The sequence below is a fragment of the Parvibaculum sp. MBR-TMA-1.3b-4.2 genome (assembly GCF_053628815.1).
Window position 1 is genome coordinate 1 of record NZ_JBRJHC010000002.1, and the last position, 16,961, is coordinate 16,961.

A 16,961-nucleotide genomic window follows, 5' to 3' on the forward strand; every position below is an offset into this window, starting at 1 on the left:
GTCATGCCGGGCGACAATGTGAAGATGGTGGTTCAGCTGATCGCGCCGATCGCGATGGAAGAGAAGCTGCGCTTCGCCATCCGCGAAGGCGGCCGCACCGTCGGCGCCGGCGTCGTCTCCAAGATCATCGAGTGATCTTGAAATCAGCCCTTCGCGGGGTACCGCGGAGGGCTTCGGCGTCTCGAATGGTTCTGGACCGGCTTTAGAGGGTTCAGGTGCTGCAGGGCGCGCCTAGGAGTGTAGCTCAACTGGTAGAGCACCGGTCTCCAAAACCGGGGGTTGGGGGTTCGAGCCCCTCCACTCCTGCCAGCGCCGGCAGTCGGGTGGCGGGGTCAGGAGACCCGGTCGGTTCCGGCAGATGGACAGGATGGTCGGCGTAATCCGGCCAGGCGCGCAATAGAGGATTTAGGCAGGAATGGCGAAGACCAATCCGCTCCAGTTTTTGCAGCAGGTTCGTTCGGAGGTCACGAAAGTGACCTGGCCGACGCGCCGGGAGACCGTGATCACGACCGTCATGGTGTTCATTATGGTGGCGTTTGCGACGGTTTTCTTCTTTCTCGCCGATCAGGTGCTGAGCATGGGCGTATCTTTCGTGCTCGGGCTTGGCGGCAGTTGAGGCAATAGGGGCCCCATGGCCAAACGCTGGTACATCGTTCACGCCTACTCGAACTTCGAGAAGAAGGTGGCCGAGGCGCTCCGCGAGCAGGCGGAGCAGCACGGGCTTGCCGATGAGTTCGAGGAGATTCTCGTGCCGACCGAAGAGGTCGTCGAGTTGCGCCGCGGACGGAAAATTAATGCGGAACGCAAATTCTTCCCCGGCTATGTGCTGGTGAAGATGGAGCTGACCGACCAGACCTATCATCTGGTCAAGGAAACGCCGAAGGTGACGGGTTTCCTGGGTGCGGACAACAAGCCGATGCCCATCAGCCAGGCGGAAGTCGATCGCATCCTGCATCAGGTGCAGGAGGGTGTTGAGCGTCCCAAGCCGTCGATCACGTTCGAGATCGGCGAACAGGTGCGCGTCGCGGATGGACCTTTCGCCTCGTTCAACGGTTTCGTCGAGGAAGTCGACGAGGAAAAGGCACGGCTCAAGGTTGCCGTGTCGATTTTCGGGCGCGCCACGCCGGTGGAGCTCGAATATTCGCAGGTCGAAAAGCTCTAGGGCTTTTCGGTCTGTTGTCGTGTGTGGGAGGCGAGGGACGGCGCGCAATAGCCGGTCCGAACCGATGAACCACTAACCCAAAGATCCGGCAGGCGCCGGAAGGGGATAGAGATGGCTAAGAAAATCGAAGGCTACATCAAGTTGCAGGTGCCGGCCGGACAGGCGAACCCTTCGCCGCCGATCGGTCCCGCGCTCGGTCAGCGTGGTCTGAACATCATGGAATTCTGCAAGGCGTTCAACGCGGCGTCTCAGCAGATGGAACAGGGCATGCCGATCCCGGTGATCATCACCGCCTATTCGGACCGCTCTTTCACGTTCGAGATGAAGACCCCGCCTGCCTCCTTCTTCCTGAAGAAGGTAGCGAAAATCAAGTCCGGCTCGAAGACGCCGGGCCGCGAAAGCGCAGGCACCGTCACGATGGCGCAGTGCCGCGAAATCGCAGAGCAGAAGATGAAGGATCTCAACGCCAACGATCTCGATCAGGCGACGAAGATCATTGCCGGTTCCGCCCGTTCCATGGGCCTTCAGGTGACGGAGTAAGGCCATGGCGAAAGCAGGAAAACGCATTACGAACGCTCGTGAGGGCATCGACCGCAAGGCGACCTATTCGCTCGACGAAGCTGTGAAGCTCGTCAAGTCGAAGGCCGGCGCCAAATTCGACGAGACGGTGGAAGTGGCCATCGCGCTCGGCGTCGATCCCCGCCATGCAGACCAGATGGTCCGCGGCGTGGTGACACTGCCGAACGGGTCCGGCCGGTCCGTCCGTGTGGCGGTGTTCGCCAAGGGCGACAAGGCCGAGGCGGCGAAGGCCGCGGGCGCGGATGTCGTCGGCGCGGAAGACCTCGCCGAGGAAGTCCAGGGCGGCAAGATCGATTTTGATCGCTGCATCGCGACGCCGGACATGATGCCGCTCGTCGGCCGTCTGGGTAAGGTGCTGGGTCCGCGCGGCCTGATGCCGAACCCGAAGGTCGGCACGGTGACGCCGGATGTCGAGGAAGCCGTCAAGGCTGCCAAGGGCGGTGCCGTGGAATTCCGCGTCGAGAAGGCCGGTATCGTACATGCCGGCGTTGGCAAGGCGAGCTTCACGGAAGATCAGATTGCGGGGAACATCCGCGCCCTGGTCGATGCCGTGAACAAGGCCAAGCCGACAGGCGCCAAGGGCACGTATATCAAGCGCATCGCGATCAGCTCGACCATGGGCCCCGGGGTCAAGGTCGACACGGCGACGGCGCTGCAGCCGGCCTGAGGCCGGTAACGAGTTTCCATCCGCAGGGCTCTTAGGGCTCCGCGGATGGTTGAAACGGACGGGACGCAGGCACTCTGGCTTTACCTGATGGTGAACCGGGGTGGCTGCGCCATCGTCCGTTTACCTGTCCGAGACTGCAGGTGCCGGATCCCTCTATCGGGGTGATGGCTAAGCGCCAGGAAAGGCGGCCGGCACAGACGGGAGCTGAAACGGTTTTGAAGATCGGCATGGTCCGGTCTTCGGGATCGGTTGGAGCCCGGGACAGGCAAGTGAGCGCCGTGTGATGCGGAGGTGCGGCTTGACTGCCAAACCGAAGTGACGCGCGGCATTTGCCAAAGACGGGTAACCGTCCCCAAGCGCACAGGGGTTGTGCGCGAAGGAGAGAGCTTAAGTGGATAGAGCGGAAAAATCCGAGCTCGTAACGCACCTCAATGGCGTGTTCAGCACGACCGGCGTGGTTGTCGTTGCCCACTACACCGGCCTCACCGTGACGGAGATTACAGACCTCCGTGCACGCATGGGTGAGGTGGGGGCCTCGTTCAAGGTAACGAAGAACAGGCTCGCCAAGCTCGCTCTTGATGGCACCCCGATGGCAGGGATCTCCGATCTCTTCACGGGGCCGACGGCCATTGCCTATTCGGACGATCCGGTCGCAGCACCCAAGATTGCGGCCAAGTTCGCCAAGGAAAACCAGAAGCTGGTGATCCTGGGCGGCGCGATGGGCGAGACCGTACTGGACGCGGACGGCGTGAAGCAGCTTGCTGACATGCCGTCGCTGGATGAGCTGCGCGCCAAGATCGTGGGCATGATCAACACGCCCGCCACGCGTATTGCCGGTGTCGTTCAGGCGCCTGCCGGCCAGCTCGCACGCGTGCTGAATGCCTATGCCACCAAGGACGAAGCGGCCTGAGGCCGATCCGGTGAAATCGAAACCAACCGAATCCAAGAGAGATTGAAAAATGGCTGATCTGGAAAAGATTGTTGAAGACCTTTCGAACCTGACCGTCCTCGAGGCGGCCGAGCTTTCCAAGATGCTCGAAGAGAAGTGGGGCGTCTCCGCCGCTGCGCCGGTTGCCGTCGCAGCTGCCGGTGGTGCCGCTGCCGGTGGCGAAGCCGCTGCCGAGCAGAGCGAGTTCGACGTGATCCTGACCGATGCGGGCGACAAGAAGATCAACGTGATCAAGGAAGTCCGTGCGATCACCGGCCTTGGCCTCAAGGAAGCCAAGGACATGGTGGAAGGCGCTCCGAAGCCCATCAAGGAAGGTGTGGAAAAGGAAGAAGCCGAGAAGCTCAAGGCGCAGCTCGAAGGTGCCGGCGCCAAGGTCGAACTCAAGTAAGACCTTACGACTACGCGGTCCGGGACGGAGCTTCGGCTTCCGTCCCGGCCGACCCCTCAGCCGCTGCCCCCTGATACGGGATACAGGCGCGAGGACTACCGGAGATACCGGGAGAGAAGGGCATGAGACCGGGCGGCCCTTCTTCCGGACAAAACGCCCGGCCGCCGTTCTTACTCAGAGCGTTGCGAGGAGCACATATGACGCAGTCCTTCACGGGTCGCAAGCGAGTTCGCAAGACATTCGGCCGCATCCCCCAAGTGGCCGCCATGCCGAACCTCATCGAGGTTCAGAAGTATTCCTATGACCAGTTCCTGCAGGTAGAGGAGCTGGAAGGTGGCCGCGAAGAACAGGGACTTCAGGCTGTTTTCAAGTCGGTCTTTCCGATCAGCGATTTTTCGGAAACGGCGACCCTCGAATTCGTGCGCTATGAATTCGAGCAGCCCAAATACGATGTCGAGGAATGCCAGCAGCGCGGCATGACCTTCGCGGCGCCGCTGAAGGTGACGCTTCGCCTCATCGTGTTCGAAGTCGATGAAGATACGGGTGCGAAGTCGGTCAAGGACATCAAGGAACAGGATGTCTATATGGGCGACATGCCGTTCATGACCGAGAACGGCACTTTCGTGGTCAACGGCACGGAGCGCGTCATCGTCTCGCAGATGCATCGCAGCCCGGGCGTGTTCTTCGACCATGACAAGGGCAAGACGCATTCGAGCGGCAAGCTCCTCTTCGCTGCGCGCGTCATTCCCTATCGCGGTTCGTGGCTCGATTTCGAGTTCGACGCGAAGGACATCGTCTATGTGCGTATCGACCGTCGCCGTAAACTGCCGGTGACGACGCTTCTTTATGCCCTGGGTCTCGACTCGGAAGAGATCCTGTCGACCTTCTATAACACCGTGCCCTTCACCAAGAGCAAGGATGGCTGGCGCGTGCCGTTCGATGCGGAACGCTGGCGCGGTGCGAAGCCGGAGCGCGACCTCATCGACGCCAAGACCGGCAAGGCCGTGGTCGAGGCCGGCAAGAAGGTGACGCCGCGCCTGGCGCGCAAGCTCGCCGAAGAAGGCCTTCAGGAACTTCTCCTGCAGGACGAAGACCTGTTCGGCCGCTTCCTGGGCGAAGAAATCGTCAATACGGAAACCGGCGAAATCTATGCCGAAGCCGGTGACGAGATCACGCCGGAACTCCTCGAGCAGCTCCTTGAGGGCGGCTACAAGGAGATCACCACGCTCGACATCGACAATGTGTCGACGGGGCCGTTCATCCGCAACACGCTGGCGCTCGACAAGTGCACCAATCGTGATCAGGCGCTGATCGACATCTATCGCGTGATGCGTCCGGGCGAGCCGCCGACGCCGGAAACGGCCGAAGCGCTGTTCGGCAGCCTGTTCTTCGATTCCGAGCGCTATGACCTTTCCGCGGTCGGCCGCGTGAAGATGAACATGCGCCTGAACCTCGACGCCGAGGACACGGTGCGCGTGCTGCGCAAGGAAGACATTCTGGCGGTCATCAAGACGCTTGTCGGTCTGCGCGACGGCCGGGGCGAGATCGACGACATCGACAATCTCGGCAACCGCCGCGTGCGTTCGGTCGGCGAGCTGATGGAAAACCAGTATCGTGTCGGCCTGCTGCGTATGGAACGTGCGATCAAGGAGCGTATGTCGTCTGTCGATATCGACACCGTCATGCCGCATGACCTGATCAATGCGAAGCCCGCCGCGGCTGCCGTGCGCGAGTTCTTCGGTTCCTCGCAGCTCTCGCAGTTCATGGACCAGACGAACCCGCTGTCGGAAATTACGCATAAGCGCCGCCTTTCGGCGCTTGGCCCGGGCGGTCTCACGCGCGAGCGCGCCGGCTTCGAGGTGCGCGACGTGCATCCGACGCATTACGGCCGTATCTGCCCGATCGAGACGCCGGAAGGTCCGAATATCGGTCTCATCAACTCGCTGGCGACTTTCGCGCGCGTGAACAAATACGGCTTCATCGAAAGCCCGTATCGCCGTGTGAAGGAAGGGCAGATGACCGATGAGGTCGTCTATCTCTCCGCCATGGAAGAGAGCCGCTACCGTGTTGCGCAGGCCAATATCGAGGTCAGCGACAAGGGCGAGATCCAGGGCGAACTGGTGAACTGCCGCGTCGATGGCGACTTCGAGATGGTGCCGCCGGAGCAGGTCGACCTCGTCGACGTGTCGCCCAAGCAGATCGTGTCTGTGGCCGCGGCGCTCATTCCGTTCTTGGAAAACGACGACGCCAACCGTGCTCTCATGGGCTCGAACATGCAGCGTCAGGCCGTGCCGCTCATCCGCGCCGAGGCGCCGCTTGTCGGCACCGGCATGGAAGAGGTCGTGGCACGCGATTCCGGTGCTGCGATCAGCGCCCGTCGTGCCGGCGTCATCGACCAGGTGGATGCGGAGCGTATCGTTATCCGCGCGACCGAAGAGGTCGATCCGTCCAAGTCGGGCGTCGACATCTACAACCTGCGCAAGTTCCAGCGGTCGAACCAGAACACCTGCATCAACCAGCGTCCGCTGGTGCGTGTGGGCGATCAGGTGGCGAAGGGCGACATCATCGCCGACGGTCCGTCTACGGAGCTTGGCGATCTTGCCCTCGGCCGCAACGTGCTCGTCGCGTTCATGCCGTGGAATGGCTACAACTTCGAGGACTCCATCCTCATCTCCGAGCGCATCGTGCGCGACGACGTCTTCACTTCGATCCATATCGAGGAATTCGAAGTGATGGCGCGCGACACGAAGCTTGGCCCGGAGGAAATCACCCGCGACATTCCGAATGTGGGTGAAGAGGCGCTGAAGAACCTCGACGAGGCGGGTATCGTCTATATCGGTGCGGAAGTGCATCCGGGCGATATCCTGGTCGGCAAGATCACGCCGAAGGGCGAGAGCCCGATGACGCCGGAAGAAAAGCTTCTGCGCGCCATCTTCGGCGAGAAGGCTTCCGACGTTCGCGATACGTCGCTGCGTCTGCCGCCCGGCGTTGCCGGTACGGTGGTCGAGGTCCGGGTGTTCAACCGCCACGGCATCGACAAGGACGAGCGCGCCATGGCGATCGAGCGCGAAGAGATCGAACGCCTTGCCAAGGACCGCGACGACGAATTCGCGATCCTGGACCGTAACGTCTATGCGCGTCTGGCCGATATTCTCCTCGGCAAGCAGGCGGCAAGCGGCCCGAACGGCATCGAGGAAGGCGCCAAGATCACCCAGCAGATGCTGGACGATCTCTCCCGCGGCCAGTGGTGGCAGATCGCCCTTGGCAACGAGAAGGCACAGGCCGAACTCGAAGCGCTGAAGAAGCAGTATGACGACGGCAAGGAACGTCTCGAAGCCCGCTTCGCCGACAAGGTGGACAAGCTTCAGCGTGGCGACGAGCTGCCGCCCGGCGTCATGAAGATGGTCAAGGTGTTCGTCGCGGTGAAGCGCAAGCTGCAGCCGGGCGACAAGATGGCCGGCCGTCACGGCAACAAGGGTGTGATCTCCAAGATCGTGCCGATGGAAGACATGCCGTATCTGGAAGACGGGACACCGGTCGACATCGTGCTGAACCCGCTCGGCGTGCCGAGCCGCATGAATGTCGGTCAGATCCTGGAAACGCATCTGGGCTGGGCCTGTGCAGGGCTCGGTCGGAAGATCCAGACGGCGCTTCAGACCTATCAGCGTGAAGGCAAGCTTGAGGACCTCAAGTCGACCGTCAACACGATCTATGGCGATGACGAGACCGTGGCCTCGCTCGATGACGATCAGCTGATCGAAATGGCGGGCAATCTGACCAATGGCGTGCCGATGGCGACCCCGGTCTTCGACGGCGCTCACGAAGAAGACATTTGTGAGATGCTGGAGAAGGCAGGTATCGACCGCTCCGGTCAGGAACAGCTTCACGACGGACGCACGGGCGAACCGTTCGACCGCCGGGTGACGGTTGGCTACATCTATATGCTGAAGCTCCATCACCTTGTGGACGACAAGATCCATGCCCGTTCCATCGGCCCGTACAGCCTGGTGACCCAGCAGCCGCTGGGCGGCAAGGCCCAGTTCGGCGGACAGCGCTTCGGCGAAATGGAAGTGTGGGCGCTCGAGGCTTACGGCGCGGCCTATACGCTGCAGGAAATGCTGACTGTGAAGTCGGACGATGTGGCGGGCCGTACCAAGGTCTATGAGGCGATCGTGCGCGGCGACGATACGTTCGAAGCCGGTATTCCGGAGAGCTTCAATGTGCTCGTGAAGGAAATGCGTTCGCTCGGCCTCAATGTGGAGCTTGCCGCCTCGCAGGCAAGCTGACGATCAGGACGAAAGGCGGCGCGCCCAAGGCGGGCGCGCCGTCATCCTCCCGCGAAAGCGCGGAAGGGAATATGGGTATCGAAATACGGGGTAGGCGGAAGGAAGGCCCCACCATCCGCGAGAATCACCCCCGCTGGCCTGGCGGCCAAAGCTCAGGAGACGTCTCATGAACCAAGAGGTCATGAACATTTTCAATCCGACGGCGCCCACGCAGACCTTCGACCAGCTGAAGATCTCTATCGCGAGCCCGGAACGGATCCTGTCCTGGTCTTTCGGTGAGATCAAAAAACCCGAGACGATCAACTACCGTACGTTCAAGCCCGAGCGGGACGGCCTCTTCTGCGCGCGCATCTTCGGTCCGATCAAGGACTATGAGTGCCTGTGCGGCAAGTACAAGAGGATGAAGTACAAGGGCATCATCTGCGAAAAGTGCGGCGTGGAAGTGACGCTCTCGAAGGTCCGCCGCGAGCGGATGGGCCATATCGAGCTTGCTGCTCCCGTTGCGCATATCTGGTTCCTGAAGTCGCTGCCGAGCCGTATCGGCCTGCTTCTCGACATGACGCTGAAGGATCTGGAACGGGTTCTCTATTTCGAGAACTACATCGTTCTGGAGCCGGGCCTCACGCCGCTCAAGGAGCGTCAGCTCCTGACGGAAGAGGAGTATATGGATGCGCAGGAACAGTATGGCGAAGACAGCTTCACGGCGGCCATCGGCGCGGAAGCGATCCGCGAGATCCTGATCGGTCTCGACCTTGAGAAGACCGCGGCGGATCTGCGCGTCGAGATTGCCGAGGCGACGACCGAGCTGAAGCCGAAGAAGCTTGCCAAGCGTCTGAAGATCATCGAAGCCTTCATCGAGTCCGGCAATCGTCCCGAGTGGATGATCATGACGGTCGTTCCGGTCATTCCGCCTGAACTGCGTCCGCTGGTGCCGCTGGATGGCGGTCGCTTCGCGACGTCGGACCTCAACGATCTTTATCGCCGCGTCATCAACCGTAACAACCGTCTGAAGCGGCTGATGGAGCTGCGCGCGCCGGATATCATCATCCGTAACGAAAAGCGCATGCTTCAGGAATCCGTCGATGCGCTGTTCGACAATGGCCGCCGCGGCCGCGTCATCACGGGTGCCAACAAGCGTCCGCTGAAGTCGCTCGCCGACATGCTCAAGGGCAAGCAGGGCCGTTTCCGCCAGAACCTGCTCGGCAAGCGCGTGGACTATTCCGGCCGTTCGGTGATCGTGGTGGGCCCGGAGCTGAAGCTCCATCAGTGCGGCCTGCCCAAGAAGATGGCGCTCGAGCTCTTCAAGCCCTTCATCTATTCGCGCCTGGAGGCCAAAGGCCTGTCGGCGACGGTGAAGCAGGCCAAGAAGCTTGTGGAAAAGGAGCGTCCGGAAGTCTGGGATATCCTCGAAGAGGTGATCCGCGAACATCCGGTGCTGCTCAACCGTGCGCCGACGCTTCACCGTCTCGGTATTCAGGCTTTCGAGCCGACACTCATCGAAGGCAAGGCGATCCAGCTTCATCCGCTGGTCTGCGCGGCGTTCAATGCCGACTTCGACGGCGACCAGATGGCCGTTCACGTGCCGCTGTCGCTCGAAGCCCAGCTTGAAGCCCGTGTGCTGATGATGTCGACGAACAACATCCTGCATCCGGCCAATGGTCAGCCGATCATTGTGCCGTCGCAGGATATCGTTCTCGGCCTCTATTACGTGACGCAGCAGAAAGAGAACGAGCCGGGCGAGGGCATGGTCTTCGGTTCCCTGTCCGAAATCGAGTATGCGCTGGAGAACAAGGTCGTTACGCTGCACGCCAAGGTGAAGGCGCGCCGCCAGACCAAGAATGCAGACGGCGAGCTTGTCTGGGAAGTCGTGGACACGACCCCGGGCCGCATGATGGTGGGCGAACGCCTGCCCAAGCACCCCAACGTGCCGTTCGATCTTGTGAACCGTCTACTCACGAAGAAAGACATCTCCAACATGATCGATGTGGTCTACCGCCACACCGGCCAGAAGGAGACGGTCATCTTCTGCGACCAGATCATGGCGCTCGGTTTCCGCCAGGCCTTCAAGGCAGGCATTTCCTTCGGCAAGGATGACATGGTCATTCCCGAAGAGAAGGAAGCGCTGGTCGAGGAGACCAAGAAGCTCGCGACCGAATATGAGCAGCAGTATATCGACGGCCTCATCACGCAGGGCGAGAAGTACAACAAGGTGGTCGATGCCTGGGCCAAGTGCACCGACCGCGTCGCCGATGTGATGATGCAGAAGATCTCCGCCGTTCAGGTCGACGAGGAGACCAAGCGCGAGAAGCCCATCAACTCGATCTACATGATGGCTCACTCCGGTGCGCGTGGTTCGCCCGCCCAGATGAAGCAGCTTGCCGGTATGCGTGGCCTGATGGCCAAGCCGTCGGGCGAAATCATCGAGACGCCGATCATCTCGAACTTCAAGGAAGGCCTCACCGTTCTCGAGTACTTCAACTCGACCCATGGTGCGCGTAAGGGCCTTGCCGACACCGCGCTCAAGACGGCGAACTCGGGCTACCTGACCCGCCGTCTGGTGGACGTGGCGCAGGACTCCATCATCACCGAGGAGGATTGCGGCACGGATGCGGGCATCACGGTTCAGGCCGTGATCGAGTCTGGCGACGTGATCGTTTCGCTGGGCGCGCGCGTCCTTGGCCGTACCACGGCCGACGAAGTGGCGAACCCGGCGACGGGCGAAGTGATCGTGCCGAAGAACCACCTCATCGAAGAAGCCGATGTGGACCGGATCGAGGAAGCCAATATCCAGTCGATCCGCATTCGTTCGGTTCTGACCTGCGAAACCCGTGGCGGCGTTTGCGGTGCCTGTTACGGCCGCGACCTTGCACGCGGCACGCCGGTCAATATGGGCGAGGCGGTCGGCGTGATCGCGGCCCAGTCGATCGGCGAGCCGGGCACGCAGCTCACCATGCGTACCTTCCATATCGGCGGTACGGCGCAGGTGGCCGACAACTCCTATGTGGAGTCCAACCATGAAGGTACGGTGCGCATTGCGAACCGGAACATCGTGACGGACTCTTCCGGTCAGCTCGTGGTCATGGGCCGCAACGTGCAGGTGCAGGTCATCGACGAGCACGGGACGGAACGGGCCGCGCACAAGCTGGTCTATGGTTCGCGCCTGCGCGTGGACGATGGCGACAAGGTCGAGCGCGGTCAGCGCATCGCGGAATGGGATCCCTACACCATGCCGCTGCTGACCGAAGTCGATGGCACGATCGGGTTCGAGGACCTCATCGAGGGCGTTTCGATCCGCGAAGTGGCGGACGAGGCGACGGGTATTTCGAGCCGTGTCGTGGTCGACTGGCGTGCCGCGCCGAAGGGCAACGAGCTTCGCCCGGCCATGGTCATTCGCGATGAGAATGGCGAAATCCGCACGCTGGCCAACGGCAATGAAGCCCGTTACCTGCTTTCGGTGGACGCCATTCTGTCGGTCGAAAACGGGTCGAAGATCCATGCCGGCGACGTGCTGGCGCGTATCCCGACCGAAGGCGCCAAGACGCGCGACATCACGGGCGGTCTGCCGCGCGTGGCGGAGCTCTTCGAAGCGCGCCGTCCGAAGGATCATGCGATCATTTCGGAGGTCACGGGCCGCGTCGAGTTTGGCAAGGACTACAAGAACAAGCGTCGCATCATCGTGCATCCGTCCGACGAGAGCATGGAGCCTGTCGAGTATCTGATCCCGAAGGGCAAGCATATTGCCATTCAGGAAGGCGACATCATCGAGAAGGGCGAGTTCATCCTGGACGGCCATCCGGCCCCGCATGACATCCTGGCGATTTCGGGTGTCGAGGAGCTGGCGGCCTATCTGGTGAACGAGATCCAGGACGTCTACCGCCTGCAGGGCGTGGGCATCAACGACAAGCACATCGAAGTGATTGTCCGCAACATGCTCCAGAAGGTGGAAGTCACGGATCCGGGCGAGTCCAGCACGCTGTCCGGCGAGCAGATGGACCGCATCGAGTTCGATCAGATGAACGAACGTCTCGAGGCGGAGGGCAAGAAGCCGGCAACGGCAAGCCCGGTGCTGCTTGGCATCACCAAGGCCAGCCTGCAGACGCGCTCCTTCATCTCGGCCGCCTCCTTCCAGGAGACGACCCGGGTGCTCACCGAAGCCGCGGTCGCCGGCAAGGCGGACGAACTGATGGGCCTGAAGGAAAACGTCATCGTGGGCCGTCTCATCCCGGCGGGTACGGGCGGTATGCTCCAGCGCCTGCGGGGCGAGGCCGGCAAACGCGATGCCGAGCTTCTCGAAGCCCAGGGCGAGGAAGAGATCGTGGCCAGCGAACTCTCTCCGGAGCCTGCGGGCGAAGAAGAAGCGATCTAAGGCGTTTCTTGACGATTGAGGAAGCGGGCTGCGCGGGAATACCGCGCAGCCCGTTTTCGTTCAGGAGGAGATTTCAGGGATGTTCGTGAAGACCTTCCGGTCGCTTCTGGCGGCTTGCATCGTTCTGCCGCTCATGGCGGTTGCGGCGTCGGCCCGGCCGCTCGACAAGACCGAGCTCGATGCCTTGCGGACCGAATATGTCCTTGCCAATGCGGAGTTCACCTTGCTGCATGAGTTCGGTCATGCGGCGTTCGATGCCTTCGATGTGCCGCTCTTCAGCCGGGAGGAGGAGGCCGCCGATACGGTTGCGACCGTGCTCATGATCCTCAACTATGACGTGCAGAGCGGTCCTGCCGGTGTGGACCGGCTGCTGATGGTTTCGGCTGAGTGGTATCAGGAGTGGGAAGCCAGAGGGCGGGTGACGGAGCTGAAGCCCTATTGGGACGAACACCCGCTATCCATCGTGAGGTTCTACAACATCAACTGCCTTGCCATGGGGTCGAACGAGGATTTGCTGTCCCTCTCGCTCGATACAAAGCTGTTGCCTGTGGAGCGGGGCTGGTTCTGCGATCAGGAGTTCGCCCGGGCCAAGCACGCGGTGGAGTGGCTGTACCGCCAGTACAGGCGCGCTCCGGAGGTGTCGAAGGGGCGTGGCGCGCGAACGCCCATGCTGTCGGTTCACTACGATAAGCCGGTCGGCGAGGATAACCGGCGCGTTTACGAAATCCTGAGACAGAGCCGTATTTTCGCGCGCATCGCGGGGCGGCTCGACCAAGTGATGGACTGGCCGTTCCCGGTCAAGGTATCCGTCACGAATTGCGGCGGGAGCCCGGATGCGTTCTACAAGTCGCAGGTCCATACCATCTTCGTCTGCCTCGACCTTCTGGCGGATTTCGGACGGCTGGCCGACCGGCGGGCGGCGGAGGGATTCGCGGATCTGTGTGCGAATCCCCTCATCTCGAATGTCATGGGGCGCCGTTTGGGCTGCGAATCCGGCGCGCGGCCAGACGATTCTTCCGGAAAATGACCGCCAAGCGGCCGCCGGATACGAGGTTGAGGCGGATTTATTGCCTCTCAGGCGCATCTTGGAGCGATATTTTCCCGTTTTTGTCCTCAAGGCGGCCTGGACGGCAGAAATCTGGGCATTTCGTTAAGGTTGGGGTTGACGGGGGCAGGGGCCGGAAGTAACTTCCGCGCACTTTCGCTTCAGGTAGTAGAGCACTGGGCCCGAAGGCAGCCGCAACAGGCGCCGTCTCAAGGCCGATCTAGACACTGAGGCCGGTAAACCGAATACGAGGAATGGCGCATGATCCCGGGTTCCGGGGTCCTCTGCATTCTGGGCACAGGGCCGATAGGGTCTTGTGTTCCGCAGCGCGCTCAGCCCATTTCGATATGAAACGGGGCTGTGCGACGTTTTTGTTTTGGACAATTAAGGTCGACAGGCGAAAAGACGAATGCCCACAGTCAACCAGCTAATCCGCAATCCGCGCAAGCCGCAGGTGAAACGGAACAAAGTACCGGCGATGCAGGCCTGCCCGCAGAAGCGAGGCGTGTGCACGCGCGTTTATACGACGACCCCGAAGAAGCCGAACTCGGCCCTTCGTAAGGTTGCTCGTATTCGCCTGACCAACGGTTACGAAGTGACCGGCTATATCCCGGGCGAGGGCCACAATCTCCAGGAACATTCCGTGGTGATGATCCGTGGCGGCCGCGTGAAGGACTTGCCGGGCGTTCGCTACCACATCATCCGTGGCGTGCTCGATACGCAGGGTGTCAAAGATCGCCGCCAGCGCCGTTCGAAGTATGGCGCGAAGCGTCCGAAGTAAGAGGATCTAGAGATGTCTCGTCGCCATCGCGCAGAAAAGCGGGAAGTCATTCCGGACGCCAAATACGGCGACCTGGTTCTCGCCAAGTTCATGAACAGCCTGATGTATGACGGCAAGAAGTCCGTCACCGAACGCATCATCTACGGGGCGTTCGACAAGATGCAGGACAAGGCCGGCGTCGACCCGCTTCGCACTTTCCATGAAGCGCTCGAAAATGTGATGCCCGCCATCGAAGTGCGCTCCCGCCGTGTGGGCGGTGCGACCTACCAGGTCCCGGTCGAGGTTCGTCCGGAGCGCCGTCGTGCGCTGGCGATCCGTTGGGTTATCACCGCGGCCCGGGCACGTAACGAAACGACCATGGTTGACCGCCTGTCGGGCGAACTGCTCGATGCGGCCAACAATCGAGGCGCTGCGGTGAAGAAGCGTGAAGACACGCACCGCATGGCGGAAGCCAACCGCGCCTTCTCGCACTATCGCTGGTAATCAAAGGGTCCTGACGGGATCCTAGTCGCTGAGGCTGCTGCTATGACGCGTACACATAAAATCGAGGATTATCGGAACTTCGGCATCATGGCCCACATCGATGCGGGCAAGACGACGACGACCGAGCGTATCCTTTTCTACACCGGCCGCAGCCACAAGATCGGCGAAGTGCATGATGGCGCGGCGACGATGGACTGGATGGAGCAGGAGCAGGAGCGTGGCATCACGATCACGTCCGCTGCGACGACCTGCTTCTGGAACGACAAGCGTCTGAACATCATCGACACGCCCGGTCACGTGGACTTCACCATTGAGGTGGAACGCAGTCTTCGTGTGCTGGACGGCGCGGTGGCGCTGCTCGACGCCAATGCCGGCGTGGAACCGCAGACCGAGACCGTGTGGCGCCAGGCCGACAAGTATCACGTGCCGCGCATGTTCTTCGTGAACAAGATGGACAAGACCGGCGCCGATTTCTATCGCTGCGTCGACATGATGAAGACCCGTCTGGGTGCGAAGCCGGTATGCATGCAGCTTCCGGTCGGCGCTGAAAGCGACTTCCGCGGCGTGATCGACCTTCTTCACATGAAGGCGATCATCTGGGACGAAGAAGGCCTTGGCGCCGAGTACCATGAAGAAGAGATTCCCGCCGACCTCGCCGACAGGGCGCAGGAATATCGCGACTACCTGATCGAGAATGCCGTCGAGCAGGACGAGGCCGCGATGGAGGCCTATCTCGAAGGCAACGAGCCCGACATCGACACGATCAAGAAGCTGATCCGCAAGGGCACGATCGCGAACGAATTCGTTCCGGTTCTCTGCGGTACGGCGTTCAAGAACAAGGGTGTGCAGCCCCTGCTCGACGCGGTGGTGGATTACCTCCCGAGCCCGGTCGAAGTGGCGGCGATCAAAGGCATCGACCCGAAGACCGATGGCGAAATCATCCGCAAGTCGAGCGACGAAGAGCCGCTTTCGCTGCTGGCCTTCAAGATCGCGAACGACCCCTTCGTTGGTTCGCTGACCTTCTGCCGCATTTACTCGGGCGTGCTCGAAAAGGGTGTTTCCCTGCTCAACACGGTCAAGGACAAGCGCGAGCGCGTCGGCCGCATGATGCAGATGCATTCCAACAGCCGTGAAGACATCACGGTGGCCTATGCCGGCGACATCGTCGCCATTGCGGGCCTGAAGGAAACGACCACGGGTGACACGCTTTGCGACGCGCTGAAGCCGGTCATTCTGGAGCGCATGGAATTCCCCGAGCCCGTGATCGAGATCGCGGTCGAGCCGAAATCCAAGGCGGACCAGGAAAAAATGGGCCTGGCGCTGCAGCGTCTCGCGGCCGAGGATCCGTCCTTCCGCGTGAAGTCGGACGAAGAATCCGGTCAGACGATCATCGCCGGCATGGGCGAGCTTCATCTCGACATCATCGTCGATCGCATGAAGCGCGAGTTCAAGGTCGAGGCGAATATCGGTGCGCCGCAGGTGGCGTATCGCGAAACGATCACGCAGCTTGCCGAAATCGACTACACGCATAAGAAGCAGACCGGCGGTTCCGGTCAGTTCGCCCGCGTGAAGCTCGTTTTCGAACCGACAGAGCAGGGCGAAGGCTTTGTCTTCGAAAGCAAGATCGTCGGTGGTTCCGTGCCGCGCGAATATATTCCGGGTGTTCAGAAGGGCATCGAGAGCGTCAAGGACAGCGGTCCGCTGGCCGGCTTCCCGATGATCGACTTCAAGGCCACCCTGATCGACGGCGCCTACCACGATGTGGACTCCAGCGTGATGGCCTTCGAAATCGCGGCGCGTGCCGCGTTCCGTGAGGCCGCACCGAAAGCCGGTGTGAAGCTCCTCGAGCCTGTGATGGCCGTCGAGGTGGTTACGCCGGAGGAATACATGGGTGACGTCATCGGCGACCTGAACAGCCGCCGCGGACAGATCCAGGGTACGGAGCAGCGGGGCATTGCCCAGGTGATCCACGCCATGGTGCCGCTCGCGAACATGTTCGGTTATGTGGGCACGCTGCGCTCGATGAGCCAGGGTCGCGCCCAGTACACCATGCAGTTCGATCACTACGAGCAGGTGCCGCAGGCGGTGTCCGACGAAGTCCGGGCGAAGCTCGCCTGATCCCGTTAAACGAAGTCAGTTCCAGAAGGATGGAGCGCCGAAATGGCTAAAGAGAAATTTGCGCGCAACAAGCCGCACTGCAATATCGGAACGATTGGTCATGTTGACCACGGAAAGACGACGCTGACGGCGGCGAT

14 protein-coding genes and 1 tRNA gene are annotated in these 16,961 nt (G+C 61.4%); all 15 read left to right on the forward strand.

All coding sequences use genetic code 11. The annotated features are described in order from the left end of the window. Positions 1-135: EF-Tu C-terminal domain-related protein (locus ACSSVQ_RS17855; RefSeq protein WP_454184722.1), on the forward strand; the 135-nt coding region annotated here is incomplete at its 5' end. 98 nt (positions 136-233) lie between these two features. Continuing rightward, positions 234-309, forward strand: a tRNA-Trp gene (locus tag ACSSVQ_RS17860). Between the two features lie 106 nt (positions 310-415). Beyond that, the gene (gene secE, locus ACSSVQ_RS17865; RefSeq protein ID WP_293323157.1) at positions 416-616 is read left to right on the forward strand and encodes a preprotein translocase subunit SecE; all 201 of its coding nucleotides are present in this window, start codon (positions 416-418) and stop codon (positions 614-616) included. Positions 617-631: 15 nt separating this feature from the next. Next, positions 632-1,162 carry a transcription termination/antitermination protein NusG gene (gene nusG, locus ACSSVQ_RS17870; protein WP_339614463.1) on the forward strand — a complete coding sequence of 177 codons (531 nt, stop codon included), beginning with the start codon at positions 632-634 and terminating at the stop codon, positions 1,160-1,162. A 111-nt stretch (positions 1,163-1,273) separates the two neighbouring features. Continuing rightward, positions 1,274-1,702 (forward strand): 50S ribosomal protein L11, encoded by a 429-nt coding sequence (gene rplK, locus ACSSVQ_RS17875; protein ID WP_293323161.1) that lies wholly within the window; start codon positions 1,274-1,276, stop codon positions 1,700-1,702. A 4-nt stretch (positions 1,703-1,706) separates the two neighbouring features. Further along, positions 1,707-2,408, forward strand: a complete 702-nt coding sequence (rplA, locus tag ACSSVQ_RS17880) for a 50S ribosomal protein L1 (RefSeq protein WP_293323163.1) — start codon at positions 1,707-1,709, stop codon at positions 2,406-2,408. 391 nt (positions 2,409-2,799) lie between these two features. Further along, entirely contained in the window at positions 2,800-3,318 is a 519-nt protein-coding gene (gene rplJ, locus ACSSVQ_RS17885) for a 50S ribosomal protein L10 (protein ID WP_293323165.1), read from the forward strand. Between the two features lie 49 nt (positions 3,319-3,367). After that, entirely contained in the window at positions 3,368-3,745 is a 378-nt protein-coding gene (rplL, locus tag ACSSVQ_RS17890; protein ID WP_293323167.1) for a 50S ribosomal protein L7/L12, read from the forward strand. Positions 3,746-3,942: 197 nt separating this feature from the next. Next, positions 3,943-8,031: a DNA-directed RNA polymerase subunit beta gene (gene rpoB, locus ACSSVQ_RS17895; RefSeq protein WP_293323169.1), complete on the forward strand. Its 4,089-nt coding sequence runs from the start codon at positions 3,943-3,945 to the stop codon at positions 8,029-8,031. 166 nt (positions 8,032-8,197) lie between these two features. Continuing rightward, a complete protein-coding gene (rpoC, locus tag ACSSVQ_RS17900; protein WP_293323171.1) occupies positions 8,198-12,397 on the forward strand; it encodes a DNA-directed RNA polymerase subunit beta' in 4,200 nt (1,399 codons plus the stop codon). Between the two features lie 79 nt (positions 12,398-12,476). Next, positions 12,477-13,424, forward strand: a complete 948-nt coding sequence (locus ACSSVQ_RS17905) for a DUF4344 domain-containing metallopeptidase (protein ID WP_454184721.1) — start codon at positions 12,477-12,479, stop codon at positions 13,422-13,424. 427 nt (positions 13,425-13,851) lie between these two features. After that, entirely contained in the window at positions 13,852-14,223 is a 372-nt protein-coding gene (rpsL, locus tag ACSSVQ_RS17910; protein WP_167089964.1) for a 30S ribosomal protein S12, read from the forward strand. Positions 14,224-14,235: 12 nt separating this feature from the next. Beyond that, a complete protein-coding gene (rpsG, locus tag ACSSVQ_RS17915) occupies positions 14,236-14,706 on the forward strand; it encodes a 30S ribosomal protein S7 (protein ID WP_293323178.1) in 471 nt (156 codons plus the stop codon). A 42-nt stretch (positions 14,707-14,748) separates the two neighbouring features. After that, positions 14,749-16,824: an elongation factor G gene (gene fusA, locus ACSSVQ_RS17920; protein WP_339614493.1), complete on the forward strand. Its 2,076-nt coding sequence runs from the start codon at positions 14,749-14,751 to the stop codon at positions 16,822-16,824. Between the two features lie 42 nt (positions 16,825-16,866). Beyond that, on the forward strand, positions 16,867-16,961 hold a 95-nt coding region (locus tag ACSSVQ_RS17925), incomplete at its 3' end, for a GTP-binding protein (RefSeq protein WP_249033412.1).